The following is a 17,008-nucleotide window of genomic DNA, read 5'->3' on the forward strand; positions in this document are numbered from 1 at the left end:
CTTAAGGGTTTGTTCATCCCAATATCTTGCGGATCAACCCCACCAGTCCCTGCTCGCGCCCTTTGACAAAGAACGCGCTTGCGCCGTGCGAGACGGCATCCTTTGCGCGGCTGACTTCATCATAGGCGGTCAGGATCACCACGGGCAGGTCGGCCTTTTCCTTTTTTAGATCGTCCAGCAAATCGAAGCCTGCATCCGTTTTGGGTGTGCCATCAAAACCCGGCATGTTCAGATCCAGCACGGCAATATGGATTTCCCCTGCATTTTGCATGAATACCTCACTCCCGCTTTTGCAATCGGATGCAGTCAACACCTCAAAACCCGCCCGCAAAAGGGTCTTCTCAAGGCTGCGCTGGATCAACTTCTCATCATCCACTAAAAGAACCGTTGTCATGCTTCCTCCATTGTTTCTTATTTCTCCGCGGGCAGGCGCACAAAGAAAGATGCGCCCTTGCCCGCTTCACTTTCCAGCCAGATCCTGCCACCGTGCTGATTCACGATCTGCATCACAGCGGAAAGCCCCAACCCCGTGCCGCCCGTACCGCCCCTGGTGGTGAAGAATGAAACCCAGATTTTTTCCTGAATCTCCCGCGGGATGCCGGGCCCGTTATCCTTTATCGTCACCAAGACAAAACTCGGGTCAGCATCCCGACGCCCCTTCACGAGAATTTTCGGATCAGGCGTTTTTGCATTGGTTAACGCCTCCCACGCATTTTTGATCAGGTTATTGAATACCTGGTCCATCTGCCGAACATCCACATTCACCCGCAGCATATCCTGCGGCCAGTCCATCTCGATCACACCGTCCGGCAGGCCCATGTTTGCAACCGTATCCGCAATCATCGCGCTCAACGACACTTTCGCGTCATGACGCTGGCGCGCAGGTCCGATCAATCCCTCTTTGATGTCCAAGATCGTCATGGCGCTGTTCTCCGCAATATCCAGATCCTCCATCAACGATTCGACACTGACCAGCGCCTGCAACCGGTTCGCCTTCATGACGGACATTTCCGCAAGCATATTTTTCAGGTCGATTCCCAGTGCCTGCGCCTCCCCGCGGACCGTCTGAACTGCCGCACGCAACGATTTATTTTCCAACACTGATTCATCCATGTGTGCCACCAGCGCAAGCAGATAGTGCAGATCCTCGCGCACACGTTTTATGCTGCCCGGGATTGGCGCGGCTTTATTCCCCACCCAGTGGATGGCTTCGCCCGTGGCAGTGGCTATGGCTTCAAATGTCTTGGTGCGCAGGATCTCCGCATTGGCTTCCTCAAGTTTGTGCATCAACTGCGCATTGTTGATGGCAATCACGACCTGCTCGGCCATGGCTTGCAGGGAGGTGATGTCGTCCTCCGAAAAGGCATTCAACTGGCTGCTTTGCACGGTCAATGCGCCGAGCGGGACCGAATCCACGATCAGTGGCAGCGCCATCTCCGAGCGGGTATTCGGTAGGAGCGGATTCTTGAAGCGCGAATCCTCGCCTTCCACGTCCAGGGCAATTTGCGGCAGTTGACTCAGAATCGCCCTGCCGATCATCGACTGGTCATCCACCGGCAGACGATATTTCATCGCCAGCATCCTGCGCCCCGCCTCGGCATACCCCGCGCGCAACTCCGCCCAGCTCCCATCGCCGGAAACAAGGAAGATGCCAGAGTAATAAAAATTGAACTCGCTGCAAATGATGTTGACGGTGTGTTTGAGCAGTTCATTCAAATCCAAAATGGAGGTCACCATCTGCCCGACGCGTGCTGCGGTTTCCAGCAGGCGGTGCCTGCGTTCGAGCATGGAGACCATGCGCTCGTTCTGCTGGAGCAGATATTTGTTCTTTTCCAGCGCGCTGCCCAACAGGCGGATGGTGTCCTCGAGGCGTTCCACCAATTCCTGCTGGTATGCCTGAAGATGCATCTCGGCATGGTCCAGGTGTTCAACCCTGCCATGCAGGTATTCGTTCACCAAACCTTCAAAGCCAGCGTCGATCGGTTTTGAAATAAATCCAACCGCCCCTGCCGCGAGCGCGCGTTCCCGCGCACCGTTGGAAGTATCTGCGGAAAGGATGACAATCGGCGTGTTCGGGAGCATCTTCTTCAAGCGGGTTGCGGCTTCACTACCCGTCATGTGCGGGAGGTTTTGATCGATCAATACCAGGCTGGGGTTTGTTTCCTCCGCCAGCTGCAACCCGTCCAGCGGATTGGATGCCTCCAGCACCACATATTTATCCGCAAGCAAACGGCGCACAAGTGCGCGCGATTCGTCACTGTCTTCTATATATAATATGTGCGGGGTCGTTCGCAGACCTGGTGCGGACATGGCTACCTGCTCCGATGGTCCGCGACCCTGTGCTCGTTGAGACGCTTCTGCACGATCCTTGCCAGCGCCTCGGCCGTGATGGGCGATGCATTCATCACGCGGACAAAATCCGCGCGCGGCAAAGCCAGCACCTCCACAGACTCCCCGCCCGCCCGAACATTCGCAATGGACTTGCCGCCGCGCAATAATTCCATTTCACCGAAAAACTCACCCCCGCCCAGCCGTGAAATGACATATTCCTTTTTCTTCCTTTCCTGCAGGACAACCTCCACTTCGCCTTTGCGGATCATGAAGAAGTAATCCACGGGCTGATCACGCGAGATGATGGTCTCACGCGGCTGGTAGAGACGCCGCTCGACAAGCTTCGTAAACTCCAGCATGTGGCGGTGCCGCAACTGCGGCAGGGATTGGGAAATGGTCTCGTCGATCAATTCACCATCCGAGATGATGACATTGCGGTGTGTGCGTGAAGTGAGGGAGGGGTCGTGCGTGACCATGACGATCGTTTTTCCCTGCGCAACAAAATGTTCGAAAAGCCCAATGATGGTGTCTGCCGAACGGGTGTCCAGGTTGCCGGTCGGTTCATCCGCGATGAGCAGGGGCGGGTCACACGCCATGGCGCGCGCGATCGCCGCCAGCTGCTGCTGACCGGTGGAAACCAGCACGGGCAGTTTATCCGCAAAGTTCTCCAGACCCACCAGTGTCAACAGATCCATTGCGCGTTCGGGACGTTCATCGAAGTCATACATCTCCGCGTAATCCATCGGGAGCATGACGTTTTCGAGAAGGGTCAGCATCGGCAGTAACTGGAAGAATTGAAAGACGATCCCCAGATTCCGGCCGCGCCATTTCGAACGCTGGCTTTCATTGAAATCCATGTAAATATCCGTGCCGTTGACGACCACGCTGCCGGTACTGGGATGGTCAATGCCCGTGACCATGTTCAGCAGGGTGGATTTGCCGCTCCCCGATTTTCCGACAATGGAGACGAATTCGCCGCGCCGGATCGCCAGGTCCACGCCCTTGAGGACGGTGAATTCCCCCGCTGCGTTGGAGAAGGTCTTGGCGACGCCCTGCAAGTCGATGATGGCGTCCATGTTGGAGGCTGTTCCTCGGACGGGGTCAGCTGCCGGTTTGGCGCGAGGCGGTGTCCTGCGGCCAACGGGAGTGGCGGGGGGCGTTTTCATTTTCTGCGCCTCCGCACGGTCTTGTCAACTTTTGATTCAGCAGAGTCGATCCCGGTTACCATTTCACCGTCTGCGATCGTCAAACTGCGCGAGAAACGACCCGTAAGGCTCGAGTCATGCGTGACCATGATAATGGTCACGCCCTGGTCCGAAACAAGATGCTCGAAGACCTCGAAGATGTGATCGGCCGTGACGGAGTCGAGGCTGCCCGTAGGCTCGTCTGCAACAAGGATGGAGGGATCGTTGGCAAGCGCGCGCGCGATGGCAACCCGCTGCTGCTGGCCGCCCGAAATGAAGGCGGGCAGTTTGTCGGCATGTTCAGCAAGTTCCACCATTTCGAGCAATTCCATCGCGCGACCGCGCGACTCGCGCGGTTTGAAATTGTCGGCAAGATCCATGGGCAGCGTGATGTTCTCGACGAGCGTAAGCATGGGCAAAAGCTGAAAGGATTGATAGACGACCCCCATGTTGCGGCCGCGCCAGAGAGCGCGCTGGTCTTCGCTCATTTCATGCACGGAAATGGACCTGCCGCCGTCCATGACCATGACCTCGCCGCCGGTCAACTGGTCGACACCGTTGATCATGTTCAACAAGGTGGATTTCCCCGCACCGGATTTTCCGACAATGCCGACGAACTCGCCTGCATTAATCCGGATGTCAATATTCTTTAATGCGCTGAAATCCCCGGCGGCCGTGGAATATGTTTTCGATACATTTCTTAATTCAATCAGGCATGGTTCCATATCAGGTTGATTTTACCGCCATTGTGCAATTCGTTGCAAAAGGCGGGTTTGCAAACAGATTTCAATCGTTTTGCAGGCAACCGATCAATGCCTGCGCCTCCCCCCGCGGCTCCTGATTTGTGAGCGCCAGCACCGGCAGCCTCCCGGCCGAGTACACCTCGCGGACGTTTCCCGCCAGCCAATGCCCTGGGATGATCCCAACTGCATTCGATTCGGAATTCAGCACAGCGGACATTTCCTGCGGGTTGGCCGCCACCCGCGCAAAGGACGTGACGCTTCTGCCCTTCATCACGAGCTGATCAAAGGCAATCTGCACATCCGTCCCTGACGCATACACCCAGACCTGCACCGAATCATCCCCCCGCCCGGCGAATAGATCCTGCACCTCTTCCATGGATACATTCTGTATCGGGCTTTCACGATGCGTGGCAACAAGGATTTCCTCCTCGCCGATTTGATAGGCTGGAGCGGGCAGGGTCTGCGGCTCGCCGAGGCGCAACTGGATTTCCGCCGATTCGATGGTGACATCCAAGAGGATGCCCCGCGCATTCGCACAGGCAAAGAGTTTGCCCAGCCATGGCTGGGCGGAGGCGGTGGCGTGGACGGTCACAGGTTCCGTTTGCGTGGGCTGCGCAGGGGAGACGCACGAAAAAAGGAGGAAGGAGAAAAGCAGGAAGGACAGTCTGTTCACATCATCACCAATTCTTCACCAACGCTGCAAGAAGGTTCTTCCTATGTTCCAGGCTGTCTGCAAGGATGAATTCACGCTCCGAATGATAGCCTGCGCCGACCGCGCCGAGTCCGTCCAGCACAGGGATACCCAGCGGGGCGACGAAATTCGCATCCGACACACCGCCAGTGCCGCCCGCCGTGAGTTCCATGCCAATTTTCGCCGCAATGGATCTGGCTTTCTCGAAGGTCGCTTTCATGGTTTCGTCGAAGGGCATCGGGCCGCGGTTCAGCCTGCCGTCAACTTCGACGGTGGTGCCGTCCAGGATGGGTTTCAGGTTTTTCATCAAGCCTTCGATGCGCGCCCACTCTTTGGGCTGTAAAATGCGGACGTCCACTTCGATGTCCGCCTCATCCGGCACAACGTTCGAGACCGTCCCGCCATGGATCACACCCACGTTAAGCGTGGTGCCCTTCGAGTAATCGGTCATTTTTTGGATGGCAAGCACCTGATGCGCCATCTCTTCTATGGCGTTGCGCCCCTTTTCATGGTCGCCGCCTGCATGTGCGGCACGTCCCTTCACATTGACATGAAATCCACCGCCGCCCTTGCGCCAGGTCTTCAGGCCACCATCCGGCATGGCGGGTTCCATCACCAGGACGAGTTCCGCTTCCCTTGCGGTCTTCTCGATGGTCTCACGCGAAGTCGGACTGCCGATCTCTTCATCGGAGGTGCACAGCAGGATCACGGGGCGGGAAAGTCCCGTTTGGATGGCGTCTTCAATTGCCGCAAGTGCGAAGGCAATGCTGGCTTTCATATCCGAAACGCCCGGACCGAAGATCTTCCCCTCCGCTTCACGATAAGGCATGGACACCAGCGTGCCAAGCGGAAAGACCGTGTCCATATGACAGAGCAGGAGGATGGGCTTTTGCCCACTACCCCATTTGCAAAGAACATGATTCCCCGTGGTCTGATTCGGAATTACATCCACGTGCGCGCCGAGTTTTCCGGCTTCCTCCGCAACGATCGCGCCGACACGGTCCACAGCGGATTTATCATGGGAGGGGGATTCAGTTTCTACAAGAAGTTTGAGGAATGGTCGTAATTGCATGGATTCATCCGCCTATTTCAGAAAAAATACGATCGTTCCAAACAGCGCGCAATACAGGGCGAACCCATACAGCGAACGCCTGCTCAAATAGTTAATCAACCACCTGATCGCAAACCAGCCAACCAGCGCCGCGGAGACAAATCCCGCCGCCAGCAGTGGCAGGAATTCGCCGAAGTTCGGCATTTGCAGCACGTCCAGCATTTCATATGCGCCTGCGGCGAGCATGACCGGCACGGACATCAGGAACGCGAACCGCGCAGCGGCGGGACGGTCAAAGCCGCGGAACATGCCGCCTGCGATCGTGGAGCCGGAGCGGGATGCGCCGGGGAAGACCGCGATGATCTGGAACAAACCGACCACCAGCGCGTCCAGCCAGGTCATTGAATCAAGATTGCGATTTTTTTTCGTCAGCCACTCGGCAAGGGTCAGCAGTGCCGCCGCGGAAAGCAAGCGAATGGACGCCTGCAGCATGGGCTGACGGAACAACGCTTCGACGGCATCCCGCAGCAGATAACCTGCCAAAAGTGCGGGGATGGTGGCAAGGATGATGTAAAAACCAAGCCAAGTGTCAGGTGCGAGGTTCCAGGTGTCACGCGGTCTGGTCAATAGGATGGGCAGGGCTTGAAATGTAGATCTAAGGATTGAGAGCAGGTCATTCCAATAGAAGGCAAAAAGCGAAACCAGTGTGCCGAGTTGGACAATGACGAGGAAGGAGAACATCGCCCCATCTGCAGGTACTCCAAGCAGGTTCTGCGTGATGAGCAAATGCGCGGTGGATGAGACGGGGATGAATTCGGTCAGTCCTTGAATGATGCCGAGCAGGAAGGCGTGGAGGAGGGTCATAGTTGAATGGTTAATGGAGGATGGTTAATGGTTTTGGGCGTCTTCGTCTGGATCATCAAGAATATAAAGTTCAGGCTCTTCTCGAACAGTATAACCTGCCGGAAATTCTTTTTCTCCCTGTTTGGAGCGTTTGAGGTAGGCGATATAGTTATTGAGTTGTTTTCCAATTGACTCGGCGTAGATTGTCATTCTTTCATACATCTCCCTTGACACATAGCCCAGTTCATAAGCAAGCGAGATATGGCTCTGAATTTCGGTCAGGGACCCGCGGGCAATGTAACAAAAACGGACATTATCAAGATAATGGAAACGCCCATGCCCTTCGGCAATATTGGCGGGGATGCTTTGTGCAGCGCGTTTCAGTTGTTGAGTTAAATTCCATTTCTCGTCGGCTGGTAAATGTGGCACAACTTCCTTGTACACCGCCAGGGCAAAGTCTTTCGCCCTCGTCCACACTTCCAATTTATCCAGATTCATAACGGTCATTTCCGTTCTCCATTAACCATTATCCATGTTCCATCATCCATTAACCAATCGTTTTGCATTATTCGACCATTGCTTCAACAACTCAGGCACTTTCTCTTCAAAAGTTCCTTCAGTGATATACATCCTTATCTTCTCCATTAATCGTATCAATGCCCGCAAATTGTGGATGGACAACAAGGTACCCGCGAGCAATTCCTTTGCCACGATCAAATGGCGGATATATGCCCGCGTAAATGTTTTACAGGCGTAACAATCGCAGGTCTCATCAATCGGACGCTCGTCGCGGGCAAAGGAAGCATTCATCAGGTTGAGGCGTCCTTCGGGGGCAAACGCGGAGTGATGACGCGCCAGACGTGTCGGCAATACACAATCGAAAATATCAATACCGCGCAGGACGCCGTTGATCAAATCCTCGGGGGTGCCGACTCCCATCAGGTAGCGCGGTTTGTCTTCGGGCAACAGCGGCGTGACCACGTCGAGCGTCTCGTGCATCTCCTGCTTGGTCTCGCCCACGGAGAGACCGCCGATGGCGATGCCGGGCGTATCGAGGGAGGCGATAAATCGGGCAGAATCAGCCCGCAGGTCCGCTTGAACGCCGCCCTGCACGATCCCGAATAAAGCCTGGTCGCGCCGCGTCTGCGCCTTGAGCGAACGTTCCGCCCAGCGATGGGTCCGCTGCATGGCGACGGCGCTGTAGGCTTTGTCGGTCGGGTCGGAACATTCGTCGAAGGCCATGATGATGTCCGCGCCGAGGTTCTCCTGAATGGCGACGGCTTTTTCGGGCGTGAAGCGGTGCGTGGAACCGTCAATATGACTCTTGAAGGTCACGCCGTCGTCGTCGATCTTGCGCGTCTTCGCCAGGGAAAAAACCTGAAAGCCGCCCGAGTCGGTCAGCATGGGGTCCTGCCATTGCATGAACTTGTGCAGGCCGCCCATGTCACGCACGAGTTCGTCGCCGGGGCGCAGGTAGAGATGGTAGGTATTGCTCAGCACGAGCGTGGCGCTGATGTCTTTGAGATGTTCGGGCGTGAGCGTCTTGACCGTGGCCTGCGTGCCGACCGGCGCGAAGACCGGCGTGAGCAGTTCGCCGTGCGGGGTGCTGAAGACGCCCGTGCGGGCGCGCTTGTTTTTGGATGTGATCTGGAATTGGAACATTGGATAGGATTATACGATACTCGCCATTCGAACGCTTCCCGCCCCGCTTGAAATGGATTCCGCTTCGAGGGACATTCCCTCCCCGCTCAGTACTATTCGTTTTTCAGATGGCTTGGGGTGAAACCCATTGTGCGGGGGATTATACAGTACAAACACAATGATCGTCCGACCCATAATCAAGTAATTATATACATAGAACCAATTAGGCTATAATTACAATATTGTTTTAGTAAAGAATATTACATCAAGTAATCAAAAAGTTCATAGAGTGAGGTGCAAGATGAGACTTGAAAAAATTGAGTATTCACAATTTGATGGTCAACCAAAAGAATGGAAAGTTGATGAATGCAGCTTTGGTTTGACAAATTTAATTATTGGTAAAAATGCAACCGGAAAAACTCGGCTTTTAAACATAATAAGAGGTCTTGCATCCAACATTGCCGAGGGTGGGAAGTTACGTTTCGGGGAGGGAAATTATCGAGCGGAGTTTAGTATTGCAGGAAAGTCATATGTATACTTTTTGAAGTACCATCAGAGAGTCGTGGAATCTGAAAAGCTAATCATTGATAAAGAACTATATTTAACCCGAGATGCAAAAGGGGAAGGGAAATTAAAAGCAGAAAAAGTAGGGGATGATATTGATTTCAAAATTGACAGTGACCAAATTGCCGTAGCGACAAAGAGAGATTCTATCCAACATTCATATCTTGATGATTTACATACTTGGGCAAAAAGTGTTGCCCGATATGATTTTGGTGGTGGGTTAGGAAAAGACCAAATATTACTGAGGCTGGGCGGGGAGGCTAGATCTGATAATGACATAAGAATAGATATTAGAAAAACCGATCAAGTGGTTAGAATTTTTATTCAAGCACTAGAGGAACTTAAAGATAGTTTTTCTCAATCCATACTTGAGGATATGAAGTACTTGGGTTACGAAATTGAAGCTGTAGGCGTTGATGCTCTTGAGGGCATCTCTATCGATTCTCCGTTACCAATATCAGTTTCTGCGCCACCAATTGGTTTATATTTAAAAGAAAGCGATTTGCCAATTGCTACCGGACAACATGAAATGTCCGATGGTATGTTTAGTGCTTTATCTGTCCTTGCACAAGTAAGTTATGCACTTGCCACTAATCAGGTCACTTGTTTGCTTGTTGACGATATAGGACAAGGTCTTGATTATGAACGGTCATCTGCACTCGTGAAGAGGGTGGTTGACAAGGCAGAACGCGCATCTACCCAACTGATTATGACAACGAATGATCGTTTTATTATGAATGCTATTCCTCTGGAAAAGTGGATAGTTTTGGTGAGGACTGGCGGGCTAGTGCAGAACTTAAATTACAGGAATTCAAAAGAGTTATTTGATGAGTTTGATGATACAGGGTTAAATAATTTCGACTTTTTCTCAAGTGGGTATTATAGGAAAAAAACGAAAAAATGAAAAAGGTTGTTATCTTTACAGAAGGGCAAGGCGAACAAATATTAATTCGTCAAATTCTATGGCATTTGATAGGCGACCAAAATATTAGCTTTGAATGTCTGGAATTGTATGGGGATAATTTAAGGGCAGTCCCCTTTGACTATAAATCAGCAAACCCTCTTATTCATTACCAAATAATTAATGTTGGCAATGACGAGAGGGTTTCTAGCGCTATAAAAGACAGATATGATGGGTACGTAAGTGCAGGTTATGAAATAGTTGGCGTGCGTGATATGTGCTCAAGCGCTTATAAGAAAAGGTCGATGGAAATTAATTTAGAAGTTAATAATTACTTTATTCAGTCTTACAATGAAATTTTGCAGCTAGGGACTACTCCTGTACATTTCTTCTTTGCCGTTATGGAACTCGAAGCATGGATATTAGCAATGCATAAAGTCCTTACTCGAATAGATACCCAACTAACATCAGAATATATAGCGGAGCAACTTGGTTATGACTTATGTGTAATTGACCCTGAAACGAGTTTCTTTAGTCCTGCAAATGAACTTGCAGAGATATTTACATTAGCAGGGAAGAAGTACGATAAACATCGCGGAGATATGGAAAACATAGCTCACAATATTTTTGATGAAGACATTTTGAATGTGCTTGAAGACAAGCGATTTAATAGTTTCACTTCTTTTCTTTTAGAGATTCAAAAACAATATTCTGAGGCGAAAGAAGTAAGGTAATAAAGTGATTAAATTAGAAACACATTTTTTCACCTACCATTTTTTTATAGGTTAATGTGGCAGAAAATCAGTGCCTGGTGATAATTTCGTCTAACTGGCAGGTGCGAAATACCAGTCCAGCACGCGCAAGGCGCGCAGGGTGTTCCAGCGGCTTGGTTTGCCCTCACCCTCGTCCATCTCGACCGGCATCAGGCCGGGATGGCGCGTCTCTAGCAGCCAGCGTCCGTCGCCGCCGCGTTTCGACGCGACCAGGTCAATCGCCTCCGCCATTCGTTCGTCGGGCGTGGCGCCGGCGCAGCGCAGGTAGTCGAGGCCCCGCAGCACGTCGTAGTGCCACCAGGTCGGGAAGGCGAAACGCATAAACGAGGCGTCGCCTTTGCGGTCGCGCTCGATCACCTCGCCGGTCGAACGCCGCCGGAAGAGGCGGCGCTCGAGGAGGTACTCCTGCCCGCGGAGACGAGCCTCGGTCACCTGCGGGTTTCCTGCGGCCGCCCGTTCGTGCTCGAGCAGAGCCTCCAACACGCAGATCGTGGTGTTGAACGACGACCGCGTCGAGCCGTTCTCCGCCTCGCAATTCCAACCGCCGTCGGGCAGCTGCTCGGCGAGCAGGCGTTCGAGGATACGCTGGACCTCCTAGCCAAAATAGGCGCCGCTCGCCCCCACCTGCCCGTTGATGCACGGCTCGACCTCGCCTGCGAAGAAGGGGTTGCCGTCGAATTCCATTCCCCGCCACGCGCCGTCCCAATCCCATCCCTTCCACCGTACGCCATCGCGGACCAGGTTCACCGCACGACGCGCCTCGCCGCTCGCGGGATCGAGACCCAATTCCCGCAGCAGCGACAGGACGTGCATTGTGGAGTCTAACTCTTGGTTGAACGCTCCGCCGCCCCAACTCCCATCAGCCCCCTGGATGGCAAGCAGCTGCGCGCCCCAGCCCTCGGTGGCGACCTTCGCGCGCTCCGCCGCGACTTCATGCACGGGCGCATCGGTCAGATCCCGCAGCACCTGCCAGCGGATCGAAGGGTCAGATTCAAGCAGCCACTGGATGACCGAACTCTCCGGCTTCGATGTCTGCCGTTTGGGTGGATCGATCGCCATCTGCTCGTTCTCCTTTACTGTCGTTACTGATTAAGGGACAGGAACCATTTCGGCGTGGCTTCACTGAACATGGCCGTGTTGTTCTCGTAGGAAACATAAGGCCAGAGCACCAGCATGAGGCCGGCTTCATCCTTGCGGGCCTGAATCGCAACCCAGCCTTCAGCCTCGCCGCCGGAGGCAAGGTCGGCTTCCAACTCGGGGTCGGGGGCTGTCACGTCAATGAACGAAGTGGCTTTGTAGATCTCATTTGCACTGCCCGTGCCGCGGAACATCTTCCCATACACATACGCCGAGGCTTCCGTCCCAACATACTTCACGCGCAGGTGTACGAACACATATTCCATGTCCGCGTCTTCATGCGCTTTGTCACTGCGCTGCACTTCCAGGACTTGTACCTCCCAATCCGGCGTGAGGAGCGTTTCCGCAAACGGAATGGGGTTATCCGGACTGCCGCCCAGCGGTTCGTCAACAGGCGCGGCCTGTGTTGGCGGGACTTCGGTCGCCGCTGGTTGATCCCCGGCGGGCTCCGAGATCACCTCGGGCGGCGCGGATTCAGGCGCGGAGCCTCCACAGGCAGCTGTCAGCAGGAACAGGATGCCAAGTAAAAACACAACAGTCTTGTTGGGAAACAACGGGCTCATGTCTATATTCTCCTTCTATTTTTAAAATCGATGGTTTGCCGAGGAATTACGTCGGTTGGCAACAAGCATACATTCACATACCGCTGTTTCCTATCCCCTATTCGGTTGATGCGGATTGTACGACATGGCGCAGCCCCTGATAAAAAAACCGCAGGCTCATCACCTGCGGTTTGCTTTCCGTTGTTATTACCGCCGCCTGCCGCCCATAAATCCAAGGAGACCGAACAACAGGATGGTTCCCAGCAGGAAGCCCAGATTGTACATGGGTCCGTTATTGTGTACTTCGTACATTTGCACCGCGGGATTGAAAAACGATACGAACAGGGTGATCAGAGCCACAAGTCCATGCCAAAACCCTGTACCGAAGCCGGGCACCCGTCCATTCTCAGCCGGCTCGTTCAACTGCGGGTTGACACCGGGCAGGGTAAATTGAATCTCGGTATCGAGCTCCTCGACGTTTACAGTGGAGCCGGGGGCACAAGCAGTCAGCGTGACGAGCAATGCGGCAAACAAAACAAATACGGGTATTTTCTTCATTTTTACCTCTTGGATTTCTCGATTCGATGAAACAGGTTTAGTCCATTCAAATCATACACGAAGCATGCTTCCCTCACATCCATCGGCTGGGGAGCATTTATCTCCGCCACTTGGGGGAGATGACGGTCAACACAAGGGAATAAAAAACCGCGGGCTCATCACCCGCGGTTCCCTCGAGACACACATAACCCCCTAGCCCGGCCTCTCCCCATCCTCCAACTCCGCCAACAACAAATCCAATGCCCCCACCGAGATCTGCAACTCGCGCAGGGAGATGCCGAGCGAAATGATCATCAAGACCAGCGCGATACCGAAACTCCACTGCCCGCCCGCCACCCAGCCTGCAAAGAGCGCGAACATGCTGACCACGCAAAAAAGCAGGCTCAACACGCCGTAGATCTGCATATTGCGGATGAGATACACGCGGTAGCGTAAATTTGCGATCTGGCGGAGCAGGCTTTCCTCATGATCCCTGCTATATCGATCATGCAAATTACGGATGATGGTCGCAAGGGTCAAAAAGCGATTGGTGTATGCCAGCAGCAATAATGAAACCGTCGGGAACAACAAGGCGGGGGTGGTGAGCGTGATCTCCATCCGACTACTCCATATCGCCGAACCAGCCCTTACGGATGAACCACTTGACCAGTTCCAGAACGGGGGTGATGGTGGCTGCCACGGCGAAGATGATCACCCAATCTATCGGCGGCAGGCTGTAGGTGCTGAATGGCTCATGCAGGAAAGGCAAGTACACGATCAGCAATAACAGTGAGAATTCCCACACGATGGCAAGGTTCAACCATTTATTCCGGAACGGCCGTTCGAATACCGTGCGGTGCTCCGAACGATGGTTGTAGGCCTTGAAGAACTGGATCACCACCAGCGACATGAAGGTCATCGTCATCGCCTCTTCCATGCTGCGCCCGGAGTTCAATGCCCAAATGAACAGGCTGATATTAACGAAACCAGACCAAAGCCCGGCGATGCCCAATATCCATTTTACCGGGCGGGTAAATATCCCGGTGAGCGGGTTGCGCGGCTTGCGGCGCATGATGTCGGCATCCGACGGGTCCACCGCCAGCGCCAGTGCGGGCAGGCCGTCCGTTGCCAGGTTCACATACAGCAGTTGCACCGCTGTCAACGGCAGTGGCAGGCCAAGCAGGGTGGCGGCAGCCATCAGGGTGATCTCGCCGATATTCGAGGAGAGCAGGAACATCAAATACTTTTTGATGTTGCCAAAGACACCGCGCCCCTCCTCCACGGCCGCAACGATGGAGGCGAAATTATCGTCGGTCAGGGTCATCGCAGCGGCTTCCTTGGTGACGTCCGTGCCGGTGATGCCCATCGCAATGCCGATGTCCGCCTTCTTGAGCGCGGGCGCATCGTTCACGCCGTCACCGGTCATCGCCACGATATGTTCGTTGGCCTGCAAGGCGGTGACCACGCGCAATTTATGCGCCGGGGAAACACGCGCATACACGTCGATGGTTTCCACTTCCTTCTTGAACTGTTCGTCAGACATCGCCTCCAGTTCCGCACCGCTGACCACCCGCCCGGTTTTCAACAAACCCAGTTCATTTGCCACCGCCCGCGCAGTTGCAGGATGGTCGCCCGTGATCATCACGGCGCGGATGCCCGCCTCCTCACAAACGGCGATCGCCTCCTTTGCTTCGCTGCGCGGAGGATCGATCATGCCGGTCAGGCCCAGAAAGGTCATGCCGGTTTGAGCGGTTTCAAGGTTCACATTCTCTTTGCAAGCGATCCCCAAAACGCGCAATGCCTCGCCCGCCATTTTTTGTGCCTGATCCAACACCTGTTTTCGTCCGCGCGCGTCGAGCGGCTTGGGTCCATCCGGGGTCAATTGCCAGTCACAATCATCCAGGATCACTTCGGGAGCGCCTTTGGCGTATGCGATCACCCCGTCCTTCGTCTGATGCAGTGTGGTCATGCGTTTTGATTCGGATGTGAACGGGATCTCCTGTACGCGGGGATATTCGGCATCGAGCGCCTCTTTCTGCAAACCAGCCTTGGCCGCCGCCACCACCAACGCGCCTTCCGTTGGATCTCCTTTAATATCCCATTCACTTCCCGATTCATTTTCCGCGCCGCTGACCAGGTGTGTATCAGATGCGAGCGTGGCGGCAGTCAGCATCTGGCGCAGCCCGTCCGGCATTTCAGTGACCGGTTTTCCATCGCGGGAGAACTCGCCGACCGGCGCATATCCCGGGCCGCTGACCGTGAACAACTCACCGGCGGCATATACTTTTCGTACGGTCATTTCATCCTTGGTCAGCGTACCGGTCTTATCCGAGCAGATGACCGAGGTGCTGCCGAGCGTCTCCACGGCCGGCAGGCGGCGGATGAGCGCATTGCGTTTGACCATTTTTTGCACACCGATGGCAAGCGAGATGGTCACCACGGCCGGCAAGGCTTCCGGCACGACCGCCACCGCCAGCGCAATGCCGAAGATCAGCATTTCGACAAAGGGTTGTCCGCGCATCAACCCCAGCGCCACGATCAACGCAACAACCACAAATGCCGCACGCGCCAGCGCCGTCCCAACGCGATCCAGGTTTTGCTGGAGGGGCGTACGTCCGCTTTCCACGGTCTGCAAGAGTTGGGCGATCTTGCCAAATTCAGTGTACATGCCCGTGGCCACCACCACAGCCTGACCACGTCCATAGGTGGCGGCGGTCCCGGCGTAGACCATGTTCGAGCGGTCTCCCAGGCTTAGTTCCGCATTGGGAAGCGGCTCTGTGGATTTTTCCAAGGGAACAGATTCACCCGTCAGCGCCGCCTCGTCCACCTGCAAATTGACGGATTCGAGCAGGCGCGCATCGGCAGGGATGCGGTCGCCGGTATGTACAAGAATGACATCGCCCGGCACCAGTTCGCGGGCCGGCACTTTGACTTCCGCATCGTCACGCAAAACGGAGGCTGTGGGAGCTGCCATGCGCCGCAAGGCTTCGATGGCACGCTCGGCACGATATTCCTGGATAAAACCGAGAAAGACGGCAAACAATACGATCACGGCAATCACAATGGACTCGACACCATGCCCGAGAAACAGGGAGAGGATGGTTGCACCGAGCAGGATCAATATCAGGATGTTCTTGAACTGTTCGAATAAAATTTCCCAGGCGGAAATGCGTTTGGCTGCCTGAATTTCATTGGGACCGTATTCGGTGAGACGCTGCTCCGCCTCCGCCTGCTTCAGCCCGGCAGGCCGGCTTTTTAGTTCAGCGAATACTTCTTCCGATGTTTTTGCGTACCAGGTATTATTGGTCTGCATTTTTTTCTCCTGTATATTTTGTTCAACAAAAAAGACCACCGCCCACAAGGCGATGGTCTTGCGTTTACGTTCAAACAGCCGGGAAATCTCTTTCCGTCTTGGCGACTGTTTTTCCCGAAAAAGTCCGGGCGCTACTCCCCATCGGAGTTGGGATAGTGTAAATGATTACCAAGCGGTTGTCAATTACGGTTCCGTTAGTTTTTTGTTGGAGAAGAGGCGGGGGCGTGCCTAGGGTATCCCAAAAGTTACCGCCTTTGGATTTACCAGCAGCATCGACACCTGTACGCCGAACTGCGGCAGATATGGGTTGCTGATGACTGCCTCGTACATGGACATCCAGGCGGTATGGGAAACATCCAGATAGGTTGCCAGGTCGGTCTGCGTTGAGACGCGCAGTTTGCCCTTCAATAAAAAGGTGCCGATCATGACGACCAAAGGTTGCATCGTACGGTTCAGTTCACCGGCATCGTAATCCAAAGGATCCTGTGCGGGCGGAGCAAGATGGAAGGCGATGACCCTTTCGGTTGGAAGAAATAATTCCGAAAAGGTCAGCGTTTTGGGAACTGTTCCGCCAAACGAAACCACCTGCGGCGATAACAGATGAAGGTAATTCGGAACACCCTGTGTGCGAAGCCAGATGCTGACACGGAAATTTTCCTTGACCACAACCTCCCCGCGTACCAGCATGTCTGAAGTATAAGCCATCACCATGGCCGTCTTTTCATCGGGCGCAAGCTGCCGCATCATTCACTCCTTT

At 54.2% G+C, this 17,008-nt stretch carries 18 protein-coding genes; 2 read left to right on the forward strand and 16 right to left on the reverse strand.

Annotation, left to right across the window (positions count from 1 at the left end; genetic code table 11):
• Positions 1–13: 13 nt before the first annotated feature.
• The 9 genes from QY332_14855 to tgt all read right to left on the reverse strand — a co-directional run bounded on the left by QY332_14855 (position 14) and on the right by tgt (position 8,505).
• Positions 14–394, reverse strand: coding sequence for a response regulator (locus QY332_14855; protein WKZ34895.1), 381 nt, complete (start codon positions 392–394; stop codon positions 14–16).
• Positions 395–411: 17 nt separating this feature from the next.
• The gene (locus QY332_14860; protein ID WKZ34896.1) at positions 412–2,310 is read right to left on the reverse strand and encodes a response regulator; all 1,899 of its coding nucleotides are present in this window, start codon (positions 2,308–2,310) and stop codon (positions 412–414) included.
• Between the two features lie 2 nt (positions 2,311–2,312).
• Entirely contained in the window at positions 2,313–3,497 is a 1,185-nt protein-coding gene (locus tag QY332_14865) for an ATP-binding cassette domain-containing protein (GenBank protein WKZ34897.1), read from the reverse strand.
• Positions 3,494–4,240 carry an ABC transporter ATP-binding protein gene (locus tag QY332_14870; protein WKZ34898.1) on the reverse strand — a complete coding sequence of 249 codons (747 nt, stop codon included), beginning with the start codon at positions 4,238–4,240 and terminating at the stop codon, positions 3,494–3,496. The genes QY332_14865 and QY332_14870 overlap by 4 nt, the downstream gene beginning before the upstream one ends.
• Before the next feature lie 61 nt (positions 4,241–4,301).
• Positions 4,302–4,931 (reverse strand): hypothetical protein, encoded by a 630-nt coding sequence (locus QY332_14875; protein ID WKZ34899.1) that lies wholly within the window; start codon positions 4,929–4,931, stop codon positions 4,302–4,304.
• A 4-nt stretch (positions 4,932–4,935) separates the two neighbouring features.
• A complete protein-coding gene (locus tag QY332_14880) occupies positions 4,936–6,021 on the reverse strand; it encodes a M20 family metallopeptidase (GenBank protein ID WKZ34900.1) in 1,086 nt (361 codons plus the stop codon).
• A gap of 12 nt (positions 6,022–6,033) precedes the next feature.
• A complete protein-coding gene (gene uppP / locus QY332_14885; protein ID WKZ34901.1) occupies positions 6,034–6,864 on the reverse strand; it encodes an undecaprenyl-diphosphatase UppP in 831 nt (276 codons plus the stop codon).
• 24 nt (positions 6,865–6,888) lie between these two features.
• Positions 6,889–7,350, reverse strand: coding sequence for a four helix bundle protein (locus tag QY332_14890; GenBank protein WKZ34902.1), 462 nt, complete (start codon positions 7,348–7,350; stop codon positions 6,889–6,891).
• Positions 7,351–7,383: 33 nt separating this feature from the next.
• Positions 7,384–8,505 carry a tRNA guanosine(34) transglycosylase Tgt gene (gene tgt, locus QY332_14895; GenBank protein ID WKZ34903.1) on the reverse strand — a complete coding sequence of 374 codons (1,122 nt, stop codon included), beginning with the start codon at positions 8,503–8,505 and terminating at the stop codon, positions 7,384–7,386.
• A gap of 280 nt (positions 8,506–8,785) precedes the next feature.
• Here tgt and QY332_14900 point away from each other — a divergent pair, with 280 nt between their 5' ends.
• Entirely contained in the window at positions 8,786–9,952 is a 1,167-nt protein-coding gene (locus tag QY332_14900) for an AAA family ATPase (GenBank protein ID WKZ34904.1), read from the forward strand.
• Complete coding sequence (locus QY332_14905) at positions 9,949–10,683, forward strand: hypothetical protein (GenBank protein WKZ34905.1); 735 nt, start codon at positions 9,949–9,951, stop codon at positions 10,681–10,683. Before QY332_14900 ends, QY332_14905 begins: the two co-directional genes overlap by 4 nt.
• A 90-nt stretch (positions 10,684–10,773) precedes the next feature.
• Here the strand turns inward: QY332_14905 and QY332_14910 are convergent, their stop codons facing one another.
• From QY332_14910 to QY332_14940, 7 genes are all read right to left on the reverse strand, one after another.
• Positions 10,774–11,154 carry a hypothetical protein gene (locus QY332_14910; protein ID WKZ34906.1) on the reverse strand — a complete coding sequence of 127 codons (381 nt, stop codon included), beginning with the start codon at positions 11,152–11,154 and terminating at the stop codon, positions 10,774–10,776.
• 162 nt (positions 11,155–11,316) lie between these two features.
• Positions 11,317–11,781, reverse strand: a complete 465-nt coding sequence (locus QY332_14915; GenBank protein WKZ34907.1) for a hypothetical protein — start codon at positions 11,779–11,781, stop codon at positions 11,317–11,319.
• 23 nt (positions 11,782–11,804) lie between these two features.
• On the reverse strand, positions 11,805–12,422 hold the full coding sequence (locus QY332_14920) for a hypothetical protein (protein ID WKZ34908.1): 618 nt from the start codon (positions 12,420–12,422) through the stop codon (positions 11,805–11,807).
• A gap of 186 nt (positions 12,423–12,608) precedes the next feature.
• On the reverse strand, positions 12,609–12,959 hold the full coding sequence (locus QY332_14925) for a hypothetical protein (protein WKZ34909.1): 351 nt from the start codon (positions 12,957–12,959) through the stop codon (positions 12,609–12,611).
• Between the two features lie 192 nt (positions 12,960–13,151).
• The gene (locus tag QY332_14930) at positions 13,152–13,556 is read right to left on the reverse strand and encodes a DUF2721 domain-containing protein (protein WKZ34910.1); all 405 of its coding nucleotides are present in this window, start codon (positions 13,554–13,556) and stop codon (positions 13,152–13,154) included.
• Between the two features lie 4 nt (positions 13,557–13,560).
• Positions 13,561–16,251 carry a cation-translocating P-type ATPase gene (locus tag QY332_14935; protein WKZ34911.1) on the reverse strand — a complete coding sequence of 897 codons (2,691 nt, stop codon included), beginning with the start codon at positions 16,249–16,251 and terminating at the stop codon, positions 13,561–13,563.
• Positions 16,252–16,479: 228 nt separating this feature from the next.
• Positions 16,480–16,998, reverse strand: coding sequence for a hypothetical protein (locus QY332_14940; GenBank protein WKZ34912.1), 519 nt, complete (start codon positions 16,996–16,998; stop codon positions 16,480–16,482).
• Between the last annotated feature and the right edge of the window lie 10 nt (positions 16,999–17,008).

It is taken from the genome of Anaerolineales bacterium (assembly GCA_030583885.1).
In the GTDB taxonomy this organism is placed as follows: Bacteria; Chloroflexota; Anaerolineae; order Anaerolineales; family Villigracilaceae; genus Villigracilis.